We start from the raw sequence: 16,903 nt of genomic DNA on the forward strand, positions 1-16,903 counted from the left end.
GTTATTGAAAATGGTGAAACCTGTTACTTGATATCAAGAATTCGAGATGGTGCGGCTGCCGTAAGCATCGAGGCTGTAGGCGGGAACGCGAACGCGGTAATCAACTTCTGTTCCCGTCACTGATTTTGCCAGTTGTTCAAAAGATTCATCATTCCAATTGCGCTCGTGGATGGGCTTTGACTGTTCCCCGAGGAAATATGCTTGAGTGCCAATTACTGAGGCCGCGACCCAACCGACGATTAAAAGAGCGATTACAATAGTCATTTTTGCTTTTTCCTTAAGTTTTGTTGCTTTATGTAAATAAATGTAACAAAACTCAGCAATTAACGTCAAGGTAGTGTACTGTCGTGGCAACCGTCCGGCAGGTAGTAAATACCGCACCTAATCCTGAGTCTGTAGGGTGTGCTTAGTGTCAACAAGGGCTCGATCCCCCCTAGCCCCCCTTAATAAGGGGGGACAAGAGTGTTCTCAAAGTCCCCCTTATCAAGGGGGATTTAGAGGCATCTAGACTGGGCTACCAGCGAGAGATACAGAGGGGTTTCAGGCTTAAGTTGACACGCCTTGGTAGGGTGGGCACTACCGCGCATCGCTAGCTAGCACAGTACCCGGATTGTGAACTGTATCCGAAATAGCAAAACAGATTGTTGAGATTTTATAGTTAAGAAGTTATAAGTTTTGCGTTAATAAATTACGATTAAAAGTCTGCCGCTGGCATGACGATCGCGGTCAAATTATAAGTTATGATTTATCAGTTTGGATTGGAACTAACAAATCCCAATTACCAAATTTTAAGTACAAATTCTCAATTACCAATCATCGCTACAAATCATGCCAAACTCAATCTTAAATAACGACCCGTTGTGGTTCAAAGATGCGATTATTTACGAAGTACCTGTTCGGGCTTTTGCCGACAGCAATGCAGACGGCATTGGCGACTTTAGAGGACTGACTGAAAAACTGGATTACCTGCAAAACTTGGGAGTAACAGCAATTTGGGTACTGCCATTTTTTCCCTCGCCGCTCCGAGACGACGGCTACGATACATCTCACTATACTACCGTCAACCCGATTTACGGCACATTAGAGGACTTTAAAGACCTTTTAGAAGCAGCGCACCAGCGGGGAATTCGAGTCATTATTGAGTTAATTGTTAACCACACTTCCGACCAGCACGCTTGGTTTCAGCGAGCGCGCCGCGCCCCGAAAGGCAGTAACGAAAGAGATTTTTATGTGTGGAGCGACACCCCGGAAAAATATCAAGATGCTCGGATTATTTTCAAAGATTTTGAAACCTCTAATTGGGCTTGGGATGCCGTAGCAAAAGCTTATTACTGGCACCGTTTTTATTCCCACCAACCCGATTTGAATTACGACAATCCGGCCGTGCGCCAAGCTATCTTAGATGTGGTAGATTTCTGGTTGGCACTTGGAGTAGACGGACTGCGAATGGATGCGGTGCCTTACCTGTACGAGCGCGAAGGTACTAACTGCGAAAACCTGCCAGAAACTCACGTATTCCTCAAGCACTTGCGGAAGCACGTAGATGAGAAATTCCCGAACCGGATGCTGCTTGCTGAGGCGAATCAGTGGCCGGAGGATGCGGTTGAATATTACGCTGCTGGCGATGAATGTCACATGAACTTTCATTTTCCGCTGATGCCGCGTTTATTTATGGCTTTGTATATGGAAGATAGCTTCCCCATTAGCGACATTCTCCAGCAAACTCCGCAGATTCCCAATAACTGTCAGTGGGCATTATTTTTGCGGAATCACGATGAATTGACGCTGGAAATGGTGAGCGATGAAGACCGAGATTATATGTATCGGGTGTACGCTCAAGACACTCAGGCGAGAATTAATTTGGGCATCCGCCGCCGCTTGGCTCCTTTGATGGGAAATAACCGCCGCCGCATCGAGTTGATGAATGCTTTGCTGCTGTCTCTTCCGGGTACGCCGGTGCTTTACTACGGCGATGAAATTGGCATGGGAGACAATATCTATTTGGGCGATCGCAACGGGGTGAGAACTCCGATGCAGTGGAGCGGCGATCGCAATGCCGGTTTCAGCCGTGCTAACCCGCAGCGGCTGTACGCACCGCCAATTGTTGACCCTGAATATCACTACGAATCTGTTAACGTGGACGCGCAGCGGGCGAATCCGAGTTCTCTTTGGTGGTGGATGAAACGCCTGATTGCAATTAGGCAGCGCTTCCAAGCATTCGGCCGTGGAACTTGCGAGTTTCTGTACCCGGAAAACCGCAAAGTTTTAGCTTTTGTACGCACTTATCAAGACGAACACATCCTCGTAGTGGCTAATTTGTCGCGCTTCGTCCAGACCGCAGAATTAGACCTTGCGGCCTTTAAAGGTGCTGTTCCGGTGGAGATTTTCGGCCGCACGGAGTTTCCTCCCGTTGGCGAGAATCCTTACTTTTTGTGCTTGAGTCCTCACACTTTTTACTGGTTTACTCTTACTGTTAAACACGAAGATTTTTCGCTGCACGGTGTTCCCACAAACTTGCCTACTTTGGCGGTGATAGGCAATTGGAAAACTGCTTTTTCTACCAGTCAGTTAAGCGATATGCTGCTTAATATTTTGCCGGGATACCTGCGGCGCAATCGCTGGTTTAGCGGTACAGATAGGACAATTCAATCATTAGAAATAAGTGAGATTGTACCGATTGAATGTAAAGATAGTGCGGGGGAGCAATCTCAAGTTTACATTCTGTTTTTGCAGTTGAATTATACTGAAGGTATGCCGGAAACTTACGTTTTGCCTTTAGGGTGGGAAGAGATGAAAGGCGATGTGGACGATCGGGCGATCGCGCGCCTGCACTTCCCAGAAACCAACAAGGAAGTCGGGGTACTATTTGATGCTGCTGGTGACAAAGGTTTTCTGAGCGCGCTGCTGGAGGCGATCGGCAATTCTCGCAGTTACAGAGGTGTTGCAGGTCAACTCGTAGGAATTGCCGACCGTGCATTCAGCTCAGAACAAGATTTATCGCACCTCGACCCTCACCTGTTCAAAAAAGAACAAAGCAATACATCCGCAGGTTACGGCGACCGCTTCGTCCTGAAAATATTGAGAAAAGTCGAGGAAGGAATCAACCCCGAATTAGAAATCGGGCGCTTTTTAACAGAGCGCAATTCGATCCAACACTACGCTCCAATTGCCGGAGCATTGGAATATCACACACCAGCAAAACAAGTCCTTACAGTCGGAATACTACAAAATTTAATCCCCGACAGCGTAGATGCTTGGTCTTATACATTAGACACGCTGCGCGACTATTTCGAGCAAGTAATGACAGTAGAAGCAAAGCATTCCGGCGAGAATTTATCTACTGCCCCCGAAAATTATTTGCCGAACGCTTTGACCGGACAAACCCAGCGGCAGCAAAACTCGCTAGTAGCCGATTTATCCCTAGAAATTCCGGCATTAGCTCGCGAACTCATCGGCTCTTACTTAGCATCAGCCGAACTTTTAGGTCAGCGGACAGCCGAACTTCACCTCGCTTTAGCTGCTGACACAGAAAATCCCGCTTTTGCCCCAGAAAGCTTCACCTCCTTTTACCAGCGTTCCATCTATCAATACATGAGAAATGTGGCCGGAAGAACTTTGCTGGAGCTGAAAAAACGGATGTCCAAACTGCCGCCAGAAATACAAAAATCGGCTCAAAAGGTCCTCAACCGCGAAGACTTGCTCATGGAACGTTTCAAGTCTATTTTGAACTTGAGAATCACGGCCGATAGAATTCGCTGTCACGGGGACTTTCATTTCGGGCAAGTTCTTTATACAGGCAAAGACTTCGTAATTATTGATTTCGGAGGAGAACGGAATCGACCGTTAAGCGAGCGGCGGATGAAGAGGTCGCCTCTGCGAGATGTTGCAGGAATGCTGCAATCTATAAGTTATGCTGTTACTTTGGCACTCCGCAATGAAGTAGAAAGTGGGATGATTCGCCCGGAAAATCTCCCGGAGATGCAGCAGTGGGCAAACGTTTGGCACCGCTGGGTCAGCCTCACTTTTGTTAAGAGCTATTTGGCAACAGCAGCCGATGCAGATTTCTTGCCCAAATCTATACCGGAACTACAAGTTTTGCTGGATGCTTACATTTTGGAAAAAGCGGTTGGCGAGCTAGCCTACGAACTTAATTACCGCTTGGATTGGGCGCACATTCCGCTGAAGCGGATTGTAGAATTGCTGAATATATAAGGGCGGGTTTATCTATACTCATTAGGGTGCGTGGCTTTTTAGTTACTCAATTAACAGCGAGATGCTGGAGAGTCGCGCACCTTACATGAGACCCAATCTGCTTTGATAACGATTTTCGGCGAATATAATTCGCTCTTCTACAAACAAATTCCGCGCCCAGCGAGGCGAGAAGAAAAAATGGTAAAAAACTGATTTCCTATTACTTAAAATAAAGAGCGGCTTGATATAAAACTTGTTCTTGATGAGTTAACAAAGTGCAGTCAGAAAGCGGGTAAGCCACACAAGTAACAGCGTAGCCAGCTTGCAATTCTGACGGCTTCAAAAACTTTTGTTCGCTTTGGTCGATTTCACCGCTCAGCAGTTTGACAACGCAAGCAGAACACTCGCCTTGCTTGCATCCATTCGGCAAGCGGATGCCGGCATCTTCTGCCATATCTAAGATATACTGGTCGTCTGGGACTGCGATCGTGCGATCGAGCGCGAGAGCCTCATTCACCAACCGAACTTGATAAACAGCCATTTCCACCTCTTATATTTGGATTGCTTGTATTCAACTAAAATAGATGATTACAACTTACAGAAAAAATCAAAATGTAGGGTGCCGACGGAGGATATGCCACTATACATGATACCTAAAAAACCCAGTATTTTCAAAACACCGGGTTTTTGAGAAACCACAACCTCGATCGCTATACTAGACAAGTGCTTCTTGATAATCGAGATTTTCATCTAGATAAATAGCCCGAATATCCTCCGGCAAGTTGGATTCTAAACTTTGATATCCTTTTTGCAGCAAAGCCTTTACCTGAGCGGGGGAAATAGCTTCGCCTTCTGCTTGCAAATAAGCGGCAATTCGAGTTTCGCTCCAGCGGAAAGTCTGAGCCATCAGTACCACTAAACGCGGCAGCGGCGCTAACAATTCTAAGGCTTGTTTGACGTAACACCACAGGGGAGGCGGAGCCGATTGCAAAGAGTAGTGAATCGACTCAACAGGGGGCAATTCAGCTTGATTTATGCAGACTGCGGTGACATTAATCAGCCAGTTTTGGAGACTGAGATTTCCGCCATCAGACTCTTGGATTTCGCGGCGCAAATCGAGGCCTCGCAGTTCGTGATAGATGTGCAGCCAAGTGTGGGCAAATAGGTAATCGCCTTGTACGGGCGATCGTACGGAATGGCGAATCAGGGAGTGTACAATTTGAGCGTAGCGGCAAAAAATCGCCGTGAAGAAGCGACCCTGATCGGGATGGTTTTGAAACAGAGTCAATAATTCCTGGTCGCTGTGATGGAACAGGGATTTGACCACAGGATGGTTGAGTTCTGAAAAATTAGGTGTTTGCACAATTGTTCCGGAATAGCTTGGAGAATAAATGCGGGTGCAGCCCGATTCTACAACACGATATACATTTGATGCAAGTGCTGGAAAATTATGTTGATATTTAAGTTAATTAATTATATAATATCGCCAAATGTTTGTATTCCATGAAGAAGTCCACAAGCATGAACAACTTGAAACAAGTTAGCATCTATACTCGTGGTATAACTACGGCGAGCAGTGCTGGCGGATATGGGGCAATCTTGCTGTATGAAAATCATCGCAAGGAACTATCAGGCGGATTTCAGTTAACTACAAATAATCGTATGGATATTCTTGCTGCAATTGAAGGTCTGAAAGCACTCAAAACAAGATGTAAAGTGACGCTATACAATAACAACGGCTACCTTGTAGATGCTATTGCCAACAATTGGGCGCTGCGCTGGCAAGCTAATAACTGGAAAAATAGCGAACAGAAACCTACTGCTAACGTAGATTTGTGGGAGGAATTACTCCAATTATGTTCCCAACACGACGTTGAGTTTATTAGAATTAAGGAATGTGCGGGCAACCAAGAATATCAACGCTGCAATTATATTTCCAGACAAGCAGCCAATCAACAAAACTTACCAGCAGATGAAGGCTATCAACGGTGAACCCCGCTAGGAAAACCATATCCTCCGCCTCCGGGAGTTTCAATTACAAACACATCCCCCGGCTGCATTTCCACAGTCGCCGTACTCCCCAATTCTTCAACTTTTCCATCAACCGTTTCAACATAATTCCGCCCAACTTTCCCCGCTGCACCCCCATTCAAACCGCAAGGAGAAATCACCCGCCTCCCCGATAAAATTCCCGCCGTCATCGCCTCCCGAAACCGCACTCGCCGCACAACTCCATTACCGCCGCGATGAGATCCATTCCCCCCACTATTAGCCAGAATTTCAAAATTTTCTAACAACACCGGGAAGCGCCATTCTAATACTTCAGGATCGGTTAAACGCGAATTAGTCATGTGAGTTTGCACCGCATCAGTACCGTCAAAATCTGCACCAGCACCCGAACCGCCGCAAATAGTTTCATAATATTGATAGCGCTGATTTCCAAAGGTAAAATTATTCATAGTTCCCTGAGAAGCCGCCATCACTCCCAAAGCACAATACAAAGCATCGGTAATATTCTGCGATGTTTCCACATTTCCGGCAACTACCGCCGCTGGATAGCGAGGATTCAGCATACAGCCTTCGGGATTGATGATTTCGAGAGGTTTCAAACAACCCGCATTTAGAGGAATATCGTCATCTACCAACGTGCGGAAAACATACAAAACAGCGGCTTTGCACACGGCTGCAGGAGCATTAAAATTGTTGGTTTGTTGAGCAGAAGTGCCAGTAAAATCTATTTTTGCACTGCGGGCAGATTTGTCAATCGTAATCGCTACCTTAATTTGTCCGCCACTATCCATCGGATAAGTAAATTCGCCATCTTGCAACACATCAATTACCCTGCGTACCGACTCTTCCGCATTGTCTTGTACGAAGCCCATATAAGCTTGCACAGTCTCTAATCCATAATGTTCTACCATCTTGAGCAGCTCTTCTGCGCCGCGCTTGTTAGCAGCAATTTGTGCTTGTAAATCTGCTATATTTTGAGCGGAATTGCGAACATGAAAATTCCCCGCTGTCAGAAGTTCTAGTAATTCTTTTTCTCGAAAGTTGCCCTTGCTTACTAACAGCAAATTGTCAAGCAATACGCCTTCTTCGGTTACTGTTGTACTGTTAGGAGGCATGGAACCGGGAGTAATGCCGCCGATATCGGCGTGATGCCCCCGCGAGGCAACATAAAACAAAGGAAGGGAGGAATCACGATCGAATACTGGAGTAATAACGGTGATGTCTGGTAAATGCGTGCCGCCGTTGTAGGGATTGTTAGAAACATAAACATCGCCGGGTAGAATCGCATTGCCATGTGCTAAAATTAAAGCTTCAACGCTTTCGCTCATCGATCCCAGATGTACGGGAATGTGCGGCGCGTTGGCAACTAATTGCCCGTTTTTGTCGAAAATTGCACAGGAAAAGTCGAGGCGTTCCTTGATGTTGACTGAGGAACTTGTGTTTTGCAATGTGACGCCCATTTGTTCGGCGATCGCCCGAAACAAATTATTAAAAATTTCCAGCAAAACCGGATCGGATTTAACAGCAGATAAACCCGAAGGAACGCGGATATTATCTGCGTCCATCTGCGTGCATCTGCGGTTCAAAATTAAATCATTATTTTCGGTGATTTCCCCTTCCCAGCCCGGTTCTATGATATTAGTTCCCGTTGCTTCAACAATCATAGCAGGGCCTTCTATGCAGTCGCCCGATCGCAAATCGTCTCTCTGATAAACAGGCGTTTCCCGCCACCCGCCAGCAACATACATTTGCACCGTTGAAATTGCTTGCACAGGCAAGATGCCCGTCCCACCAGAGGGGGAAATTGTGGATGCTTCCGGCACATCCATTCTTTCTACAACTTCCACCGAAACCGCTTCCACAATCAGCGGTTTTTCTGGCATAATAAAACTGTAACGCTGTCGGTGTGCTGCTTCAAATTCAGCCTGCATCGCCTCAATATTGTCAGCAAAATTGACCGCCAAAACCGAGTCACTTCCCTGATATTTTAAGCGCAACTTGCTAACAACTAAAACCTCTGACTGATTCTCTGTGTTCTCTGCGCCTCTGCGGTTCAATTCCCTCTTTCCCTCAGCCTCCAATTCGGTTAAAATATGATGCAAATCAGCTAATAATTCTGCATTTAATTGTTGCTCGATCGCCCTTTCGCGAATAGCCCGCACATCAGCCAAACCCATACCGTAAGCCGACAGCACGCCCGCATAAGGGTGAATAAATACCCGTTTCATCCCCAAAGCATCGGCGATCGCACAAGCGTGTTGGCCGCCCGCACCGCCGAAACAGCACAATGTATACTCCGAAACATCGTAACCGCGCTGAAGCGAGATTTTTTTGACAGCATTTGCCATCTTTTCCACAGCGATCGCCAAAAAACCCTCCGCCACCTCTTCGGCCGTCTTCTCGCCCCCAATTTCCGCGGCTAATTGCCCAAATTTTTGCTTTACTACGTCAGGGGCGATCGGCAAATCTCCATTCAATCCAAATACTTTCGGGAAAAAATCCGGTTGAATTTTCCCCAACATCACATTGCAATCAGTCACCGTCAAGGGGCCGCCTTTGCGATAGCAAGCGGGCCCTGGATTTGCCCCTGCAGACTCCGGTCCGACGCGGTAGCGAGCCCCGTCAAAAAAGACAATTGAACCGCCGCCGGCTGCTACAGTGTGAATTGCCATCACGGGCGATCGCAATCTCACCCCTGCAATTTCCGTCTCAAATTCGCGTTCGTATTCGCCGTTAAAATGGGCAACATCTGTCGAAGTTCCGCCCATATCAAAGGTAATAATTTTATCAAAACCTGCCTTTTTGCTCGTTTGAACTGCACCGACAATTCCCCCAGCAGGCCCGGATAAAATACTGTTTTTTCCTTGAAATTGTGCGGCGTCCACTAAGCCGCCATTCGATTGCATAAACATTAATTTGGGGAATTGGGCATTGGGCATTGGGAATTGGGCATTGGGCATTAATAATCCCTCGTTCCCGGAATCTGCCTCGATTAACTGACTGGTTACTTGTTCGACATAACGCCGTAAGATCGGAGATAAATAAGCATCAACAACCGCAGTATCTCCCCGCGAAACTAATTTCATCAGCGGGCTAACTTCGTGAGATACTGAAATTTGAGTAAAGCCAATTTCTTTCGCTATTTTAGCAACTTGTTTTTCGTGTTCCGAGTAGCGGTAGCCGTGCATGAATACGATCGCACAACTGCGAATTCCCTCATCGTATGCTTGCTGCAAAGACGGGATAAACTCGGGATTGACAGCAGTTAACTCCTCACCTTGAGCGCTGTAGCGTTCGGCAACTTCAATAACTCGATCGTACAGCATCTGGGGCAAAACAATGTGACGCGCGAAAATATTCGGGCGGTTTTGATAGCCAATTCTCAGCGCATCGCCGAAACCTTTAGTAATTAACAGAATTGTGCGATCGCCCTTTCGTTCCAGTAAAGCATTTGTGGCTACCGTCGTCCCCATTTTTATCGCTTCAATTTCGGCGGCGGGTATAGCTGCGTCGGCGGGAATTCTCAAAATATCGCGAATTCCTTGAACTGCGGCGTCGGTGTAGCGTTCTGGGTTTTCCGACAGCAGCTTGTGAATGACTAATTTACCGTCGGGGTTCTTGGCGACAATATCGGTAAAAGTGCCACCGCGATCGATCCAGAATTGCCAGCGAGTGCGATCGGGAGAAGTAGGATTCATATCTCTTTTTTTGAAATTTTTGCTTGATTAATTTACAAGTATTCAACAAACTTCTGTTCGAGTCAATTCATAAAATTCATAATTTCTGGTCATAAAATTCATAATTTCTGGTCAATCAAACTAACAGGCGCTCGCTCGTGTTAATTATAGATGTCGAATGCCCTTGACCAACCCCTGACAAACACCAGCCAGAAAATCCAAATCCAAAGTCTCAATCCTATCGCTTTCTCGATGATAATGCGGATTTCGCATATTAGCAGTATCAGTCACCATAATAGCCGGATAACCATTATCCCAAAAAGGAACATGATCGCTGCGGCGAGTATCCGGCACAATTAAACCTCGATTCGGCACCGGCAGCCACTCGCAGGGCTGACCAGATTTGCGAATTTTGCCACTCAAATTAATCAAATCGGGAACCGTCCGCAAAGTGCCAATTAAAGCAATAAAATTGCCACTATTTGGATAAAAATATTTCAAGCCATGGGGATAGCTTTGAGAATTAGGATTGTGGTTGCAATAACCCAACATTTCCAAAGAAATCATTAACCGGATTGACTTTTGCTGTTGCTTGTATTTAGCTGCATGATGACTGCTTCCCAAATAACCGTATTCTTCCATATCGAAGGCGACTAATTGCACTGGATATTTGAGCGGCCCAGATGCGAGATCCCTTGCGAGTTCCAGCAAAACAGCAACACCAGTAGCATTATCATCGGCCCCAGGTGTTCCGGGTACAGTATCGTAATGAGCACCAATTACGATCGGCGGCAACCGCTTCTTAACCGCCGGATCGGAGGGGGGTAAATCCAAAATCAAATTGTGATGAATTCGGCCGCGCACCGCAAAATCGTCAATTTCTACAGTTCCCCACTGTGCCAACTGTTCGCGGATGTATTGCTGGGCATAAAAATGCCCTTCGGATGCGAGGTATGGATTGCGATCGCGTACAATTTGAATCAGATGGCTGTGCAAGCGTTCTTTGAGATTCATGCGATCGGAGATACAATGAGTACACTAAGATTATATTGGATTAAATTATGATTGGAGAAGTCAGAATCGAAAATTATAAGTCCATTCAAAAGCTGAAGCTAGAATTAGGACGAGTAACTGTATTGATCGGTGAAAATGGTTGCGGTAAGAGTAATATCCTAGAGGCGATCGCCCTGGCTTCTGCGGCGGCTGATGACAAGCTGGATAACGAGTTTTTAGCTTCTCGGGGCATCAGAGTGACAGAACCTCAATTAATGCGATCGGCCTTTGAAATGGAAAATTTGGTTAAAGATATCAAAATTGACTTAAGATGGAATGATGGACAAGAATTTAAGTTTCGTTTACAAAATGATAACTCTCCCTATTCTCAGTGGCTTAATGACAGCAATTATTATAGTTCTTATACTCCAGTCTACGATTTTGCCAGTTATTATACTGACACCCATATAGAAAAAAATAAAATTTTTAAACATCAGGCTTACCAAATACTTTTTTTAAAAAAATTTATAATTTACTCTCCGAAAAACCAAGCCTTACGAACTTTTGAAAAAGAAGGTCAAATTCAACCATTAGGCATTAATGGAGAAGGTTTGTTTAAACTTTTAAAATTTTTGAGTTCAGATAACCAGCAGCAGCTTAATGAAATTAAAAAAAAGCTGCAACTGATAGATTGGTTTCAAGATTTTGAAGCTCCTCCAAATTTATCAAATATTCAAAACTCTCTCCAAATTAAAGATAGATATTTAGATAAAAATTTAACTTACTTAGACCAAAAAAGCTCTAATGAAGGCTTTTTATTTTTACTCTTTTACTTTGCCTTGTTCATTAGCGATATCACACCTAAATTTTTTGCAATTGATAACATTGACGCTTCCCTCAACCCCAGATTATGTCGTCGCTTAATCCAAGAATTAGAACAACTCGCAAAAAAACACGACAAACAAGTTATATTTACAACTCACAACCCGGCTGTTTTGGACGGTTTGGATTTAGATGATGATGAACAGCGGCTGTTTGTGATCTACCGCAACCAATTAGGGCATACTAAAGCTAGACGCATTCTCAAACCTGAACCTCTCGAAGGACAGGAACCTGTAAAATTATCCGAGGCTTTTTTGAGAGGCTATATCGGAGGGCTTCCTAAGAATTTTTAATATGATTAGTTTTGGATTAATTACTGAGGGATTGACTGACCAGATTGTGATTGAAAATATTTTAGCAGGATATTTCAAGAATCCCGATCTAACGATTAACCCACTACAACCAGAAAGAGATAAAGATGATGAAAATAAATTTAAAGGTTATGGTAGTTGGAGTCAAGTCTTTGCTTATTGCCGTTTAAGAGATTTTAAAGAGTCGTTTCAATTTAATGACTATATCATTATCCAAATAGACACGGATGTTTCACAAGATTATGGTATCCCACAGCAAGACGAAAATGGTGAATTTACTCCTCAAGAGTTGATTGGCAAAGTTATTGAAAAGTTCAAACAAGAAATTGGCGAAGATTTCTACAGTCAATGTCAACAGCGAATCATTTGGGCTATCTCAGTACACTCTATTGAGTGTTGGTTGCTGCCACTGTATTATAAAGACAACAAAAAGTCTAAATTCAAAAAGTGTTTAGAAACGTTAAATAAGGAGCTTGTAAAGAAACATGATTTTACAATTGACGCCAAAAAGCCTGAATATTATCGGGACATTTCCAAACAATATCGCAAGCATAAGGATTTGATGGCTTGTTACCAACACAATCCCAGTTTGACAAATTTTGTAGTAGAGATTGAAAGCAAAAAAATTGTTATTCCTTTAGAAGACGAGTGGTAAAGTTTCCCAATTCTCCATAAACTCCACCTGCTAAACTTCCGATTCCATTTCGCCTACCCGCACCTGCACCGGCAATTCTACAGAATTCAACTCAGAAGACTCTAACAATCCTGTTGCTTCAACTTCAGCACTCGCTTCACCGTGCCGCACTTTTCGCAATTTCTCACCCAAAGTATCCCGCTGATTAATCAAATAAATACTAACCAAAGTCAGCCCCACCCCCATCGATTGCAGCGGATTGAGAACTTCGCCCAAAAACAAATTGCCGAACAGCAAAGCAAATACAGGCGTAAGAAAGGTAAGAGAACTTAAACTTGTTAGACTGCCACTCGAAGCAAAATAAAAGAATAAACCGTAGGCGATCGCACTTCCGAACACAGTAGAATAACCTAACGCCATCCAGCCGGAAAAATCGATATTCACAAACTGCTCAGACTCCGTTGCCGCCGAAATTGCCAACAGCGGCAAACCGCCCAAAATCATGTGCCAACCAGTCGCCACCACCGGGTCAACATAGCGGCAAACCCAGCGCACCAAAACCGTACCCACAGCCATCGACAAAGCAGCCAACAGCATCAACCATTCTCCACCCTGAAACAACTGTTCGATACCCGCAGAAACCTGCGCGTTTTCAGGATGAAACAGCCCCAAAATCCAGCCATCCGGCAACCCAATTAAACTGATGCCGACTACGCCAATCACTAATCCCAACCAGCCCCAAAAACCAATTTTTTCTTGAAATAGCCACAAACATAAAATCGCCACAGCTAGCGGCTGAGAATCAATCATCACCGAACCCAAGCCCGCACCGGTTCTCGCCAAACCTTCGGCTAAAAAGCCTTGAAACAAAGTAGCGTCAACCAAAGCAAACAGCGAAATCCACAGCCAAGCTTTCCAACCCTGCGGCTGCGGTTTGCCCATGAATGCCGCCGCCAGCAGCACCAACACGCCCGCAGGTACTAAACGCACGAATGCCACAAACAGCGGCGTTGTGTGCGGCATCACGCCCTTCATGGCTACCATCGCGGTTCCCCACAGGAAAAACGGTGCAATCAGCAACAGCGGGGCAAAAGGCAGTTTTGAATCGGTAAGCTTTAGCTGCATGGCGGAGACTCCAAATAATTGATGAAAGTGGCTCTCAGGAAAATGATGTAGATTTGTTAAGCAATTTTTACAATTATATATTGGTGTTGGGTTAAGTGCGATCGCACAAATCTCGGCAATTATGAACAGGCTTTCCGGCCTGTTCCACAATCGAGAATTTTCTTGTGGAACAGGCCGGAAAGCCTGTTGCGAACACAGGCACAACATCTACCCCGATGAATAAGGCACACTATAAGAAGTTAGCTACAAAAATCCGTAACATTGCCTGTACACTGCCCATGATTTGGCCATTCAAGCCTCGCTACCGCAAACAAATCGCCCGTATCGAAATCACCGGCGCCATTGCCGGAGAAACCCGTAAACGAGTCCTAGAAGCTCTCAAAACCGTTGAAGAACGCAAATTTCCCGCCTTGCTGCTGCGGATAGACAGCCCCGGCGGCACTGTCGGCGATTCCCAGGAAATTTACAGCGCACTCAAGCGTTTGCGCGAAAAAGTCAAAATTGTCGCCAGTTTCGGCAATATTTCAGCTTCTGGCGGAGTTTACATCGGCATGGGAGCCGAGCATATCGTTGCCAATCCCGGTACAATTACTGGCAGCATTGGTGTGATTATCCGGGGCAACAATCTAGAACGGCTGTTAGAAAAAGTAGGCGTTTCTTTTCAGGTGATTAAATCGGGGCCGTATAAAGATATCTTGGCATTCGATCGAGAATTGACAGATCCTGAACAGCAAATTCTGCAAGACTTGATCGACACCAGCTACCAGCAATTCGTGGGAACCGTTGCTGAAGCCCGGAAATTGACCGTTGAAAACGTGAAAAGTTTTGCCGATGGTCGGGTTTTTACCGGTCAGCAAGCCTTAGAATTGGGTTTGGTCGATCGACTGGGAACAGAAGAGGACGCTCGCCGCCTTGCCGCCGAACTCGCAGGCCTCGACCCGGAAAAAACCGAGTCTTGCACGCTAGAAAAACAAAAACCTTTCCTAAATCGTGTCTTGGGGAGTAGTCTGGATATATCCGGGCTTTCAGCTTACAATAATTTGCTGGAATTCGAGCTTTCTACTAGCGGTTTGCCGCTGTGGATGTATCGCCCGTGATTAAATAGTCAGTTGGCAGTTGGCAGTAGTCAGTTGACAGTGGTAATTGGTAATTAGTAATGGGTAATTGTAACTAGCAACTGACAACTAGCAACTGACAACTAGCAACTGACAACTGACTAATGACTAATAACAAAAATATGGAGGAAATTTGCGTGGAGTGGCAAGTGCGGGGGATTCGTGGGGCAACAACTGCTAGCGAGAATTCGGTGGCAGCAATTCGAGAAGCGGTGAGAGAATTGTTAGATGAATTAGAAGCAAAAAATGATATAAATCCAGATTTAATTATTAGTGCTACGTTTTCTGCTACTCGCGATTTAGATGCTGTGTTTCCGGCCGCGATCGCCCGCGAACGTTCTCACTGGTGCAATGTTCCTTTGTTGGACGTACAGCAAATGCACGTTGAAGGTGCTTTGGAACGCTGCATTCGGTTTTTAATTCACGTCAATTGGCCGGCACATACTGAAATTTATCATCCTTATTTGCGGGGAGCTCAAAATTTGCGTCCCGATAGGAATTTAGCGGTGGCGGTGGCTGGGGAAAAATAATAGATTCACTTTGGGCTTGATTTAAAAGTTAACTCACCATTACAGGTGGGTTTATTTTTTACGACGGGACTTGATACAGGACAAAACCTGCCCTGGGGATATATGCTTAAAAGCTTTTATTAGAAAAAAACCCGGTTTCTTTGAGAAGCCGGGTTTTTTGTCAATCAGACGCTTTCTTGTGATGCAGCCTAATCCCTAAAAAAATGTCATATATAAAACTCCAAAAGTCCTTTTTCCCTTCCAATATTCCCAAAGTTTGAGGAGAACCCTTTTCATCTAACAGCGGCTTGACAGCCTCATAAGCAGGCTTGTAATTGTACCAAGGAATCGAAGGCCACAAGTGATGGATCAGATGATAATTCTGCCCCAAAATTAAGATATTCAGAATCGGACTCGGATATACTCTGGCATTTTTCCAGCGATCGCGCTCGTGAAACGGACGGTGCGGCAAATAATCAAAAAATAACCCCAAGGCCAACCCCACCACCAAAGCCGGAGAAAACCAAAAATTCAGGACGTAATCTAAATGGCCGTATTGAATCGAGATATACACGATCGCGATCACAAACAAACGGCTGAGAAACCATTCCAATAATTCGTATTTCCGCCACAGTTTGCGCTTAAAAAAGAAAATCTCGTGGTAAAAAAACCTCGCAGCAATCAACCACAAAGGCCCGCCCGTAGAAACATAATGGTCTGGATCGTTATCTGGGTCATTGACATGGGCGTGATGCTGCATATGTACCCGTGTAAACACCGGAAAAGCAAAACCCAACATCAGCGCGCTACCGTGTCCCAAAATAGCATTGATCGTGCGATCGCGATGGGCCGCATTGTGAGACGCATCGTGAATCACAGTTCCAGCCATGTGCAAAGCCAACACGTTCAATAAAAAACAGCACCATTGGGGCCATTCCCAATACCAGAAACCCAAGTAAGAAATCACGATAATCGCTACTGCACTCAAAAACAGCAGCAGTGTCGGATTAAAGTCACCGGGAGGACTCAGAAACTCTTTCGGCACTGTCAGCGGCCGTCCTGCCTCCGACATCTTTGTTAAGACTCCTTAATATTTCACACTTGCGTAGTATAAGATACAAGCCGGACAATAGTAAAGTTTTATGAAAGAACAGAGTTCGATCGCCAGACACAAACGTCTGCACAAGCAAAAAAGTATTGCTGTTGTACAAGGATACCAGTGCTAGAGTAGCCACAAGAGCTCAGCAGACCAAATAAAATAAATGGGTATGTCTGTATTTATGTCAAGCCTGAGAGCGAAAAATTTGCAAAAAAGAGCGCTCCCCAAGAAAAGATTACCGATCGGTAAAAAGTCAGATATTCTATATATTGTTCAATACCTACTTTTTTGACGACTATCAAAATTTTTAAGAGTTGAGACTAGCGTCATTGCTTGTAGTGCAAAGATGAAACGTTA

At 45.1% G+C, this 16,903-nt stretch carries 13 protein-coding genes; 6 read left to right on the forward strand and 7 right to left on the reverse strand.

Annotated features, from left to right (window positions below):
- Nucleotides 1-33 precede the first annotated feature (33 nt).
- Nucleotides 34-264, reverse strand: coding sequence for a photosystem II protein, Psb35-related (locus QUA34_RS17760; RefSeq protein ID WP_190735008.1), 231 nt, complete (start codon nt 262-264; stop codon nt 34-36).
- Between the two features lie 564 nt (nt 265-828).
- Here QUA34_RS17760 and treS point away from each other — a divergent pair.
- Nucleotides 829-4,212 (forward strand): maltose alpha-D-glucosyltransferase, encoded by a 3,384-nt coding sequence (treS, locus tag QUA34_RS17765; protein ID WP_333388714.1) that lies wholly within the window; start codon nt 829-831, stop codon nt 4,210-4,212.
- Between the two features lie 199 nt (nt 4,213-4,411).
- Here the strand turns inward: treS and QUA34_RS17770 are convergent, their stop codons facing one another.
- Both QUA34_RS17770 and QUA34_RS17775 read right to left on the reverse strand, forming a co-directional pair.
- Nucleotides 4,412-4,732, reverse strand: a complete 321-nt coding sequence (locus tag QUA34_RS17770) for a 2Fe-2S iron-sulfur cluster-binding protein (RefSeq protein ID WP_333046751.1) — start codon at nt 4,730-4,732, stop codon at nt 4,412-4,414.
- A 174-nt stretch (nt 4,733-4,906) separates the two neighbouring features.
- Nucleotides 4,907-5,554, reverse strand: coding sequence for an RNA polymerase sigma factor (locus tag QUA34_RS17775; protein ID WP_006634336.1), 648 nt, complete (start codon nt 5,552-5,554; stop codon nt 4,907-4,909).
- Between the two features lie 158 nt (nt 5,555-5,712).
- On the opposite strand from QUA34_RS17775, the gene QUA34_RS17780 reads away from it, so the two are divergent.
- Nucleotides 5,713-6,183 carry an RNase H family protein gene (locus tag QUA34_RS17780; protein ID WP_333348055.1) on the forward strand — a complete coding sequence of 157 codons (471 nt, stop codon included), beginning with the start codon at nt 5,713-5,715 and terminating at the stop codon, nt 6,181-6,183.
- On the opposite strand, the gene QUA34_RS17785 is transcribed toward QUA34_RS17780, so the two are convergent.
- Nucleotides 6,174-9,899, reverse strand: a complete 3,726-nt coding sequence (locus QUA34_RS17785) for a hydantoinase B/oxoprolinase family protein (protein WP_333388717.1) — start codon at nt 9,897-9,899, stop codon at nt 6,174-6,176. The genes QUA34_RS17780 and QUA34_RS17785 overlap by 10 nt on opposite strands.
- 144 nt (nt 9,900-10,043) lie before the next feature.
- Entirely contained in the window at nt 10,044-10,892 is an 849-nt protein-coding gene (locus tag QUA34_RS17790; RefSeq protein ID WP_333388720.1) for a M28 family peptidase, read from the reverse strand.
- A gap of 47 nt (nt 10,893-10,939) precedes the next feature.
- On the opposite strand from QUA34_RS17790, the gene QUA34_RS17795 reads away from it, so the two are divergent.
- A complete protein-coding gene (locus QUA34_RS17795) occupies nt 10,940-12,046 on the forward strand; it encodes an AAA family ATPase (protein ID WP_333388722.1) in 1,107 nt (368 codons plus the stop codon).
- A 1-nt stretch (nt 12,047) separates the two neighbouring features.
- Complete coding sequence (locus tag QUA34_RS17800) at nt 12,048-12,719, forward strand: phage tail protein (RefSeq protein ID WP_333321712.1); 672 nt, start codon at nt 12,048-12,050, stop codon at nt 12,717-12,719.
- 30 nt (nt 12,720-12,749) lie between these two features.
- On the opposite strand, the gene QUA34_RS17805 is transcribed toward QUA34_RS17800, so the two are convergent.
- On the reverse strand, nt 12,750-13,823 hold the full coding sequence (locus tag QUA34_RS17805; protein ID WP_333388725.1) for a DMT family transporter: 1,074 nt from the start codon (nt 13,821-13,823) through the stop codon (nt 12,750-12,752).
- Nucleotides 13,824-14,101: 278 nt separating this feature from the next.
- Between QUA34_RS17805 and sppA the strand changes: the two genes are divergently transcribed.
- Nucleotides 14,102-14,920 carry a signal peptide peptidase SppA gene (gene sppA, locus QUA34_RS17810; protein ID WP_333321714.1) on the forward strand — a complete coding sequence of 273 codons (819 nt, stop codon included), beginning with the start codon at nt 14,102-14,104 and terminating at the stop codon, nt 14,918-14,920.
- Nucleotides 14,921-15,042: 122 nt separating this feature from the next.
- Nucleotides 15,043-15,468 (forward strand): chorismate mutase, encoded by a 426-nt coding sequence (gene aroH / locus QUA34_RS17815; protein ID WP_333321715.1) that lies wholly within the window; start codon nt 15,043-15,045, stop codon nt 15,466-15,468.
- 160 nt (nt 15,469-15,628) lie between these two features.
- Here aroH and crtR read toward each other — a convergent pair whose 3' ends face one another.
- Entirely contained in the window at nt 15,629-16,519 is an 891-nt protein-coding gene (gene crtR, locus QUA34_RS17820; protein WP_333388729.1) for a beta-carotene hydroxylase, read from the reverse strand.
- Nucleotides 16,520-16,903 lie beyond the last annotated feature (384 nt).

This window comes from Microcoleus sp. POL10_C6 (genome assembly GCF_036701585.1).
Lineage (GTDB): Bacteria > Cyanobacteriota > Cyanobacteriia > Cyanobacteriales > Microcoleaceae > Microcoleus.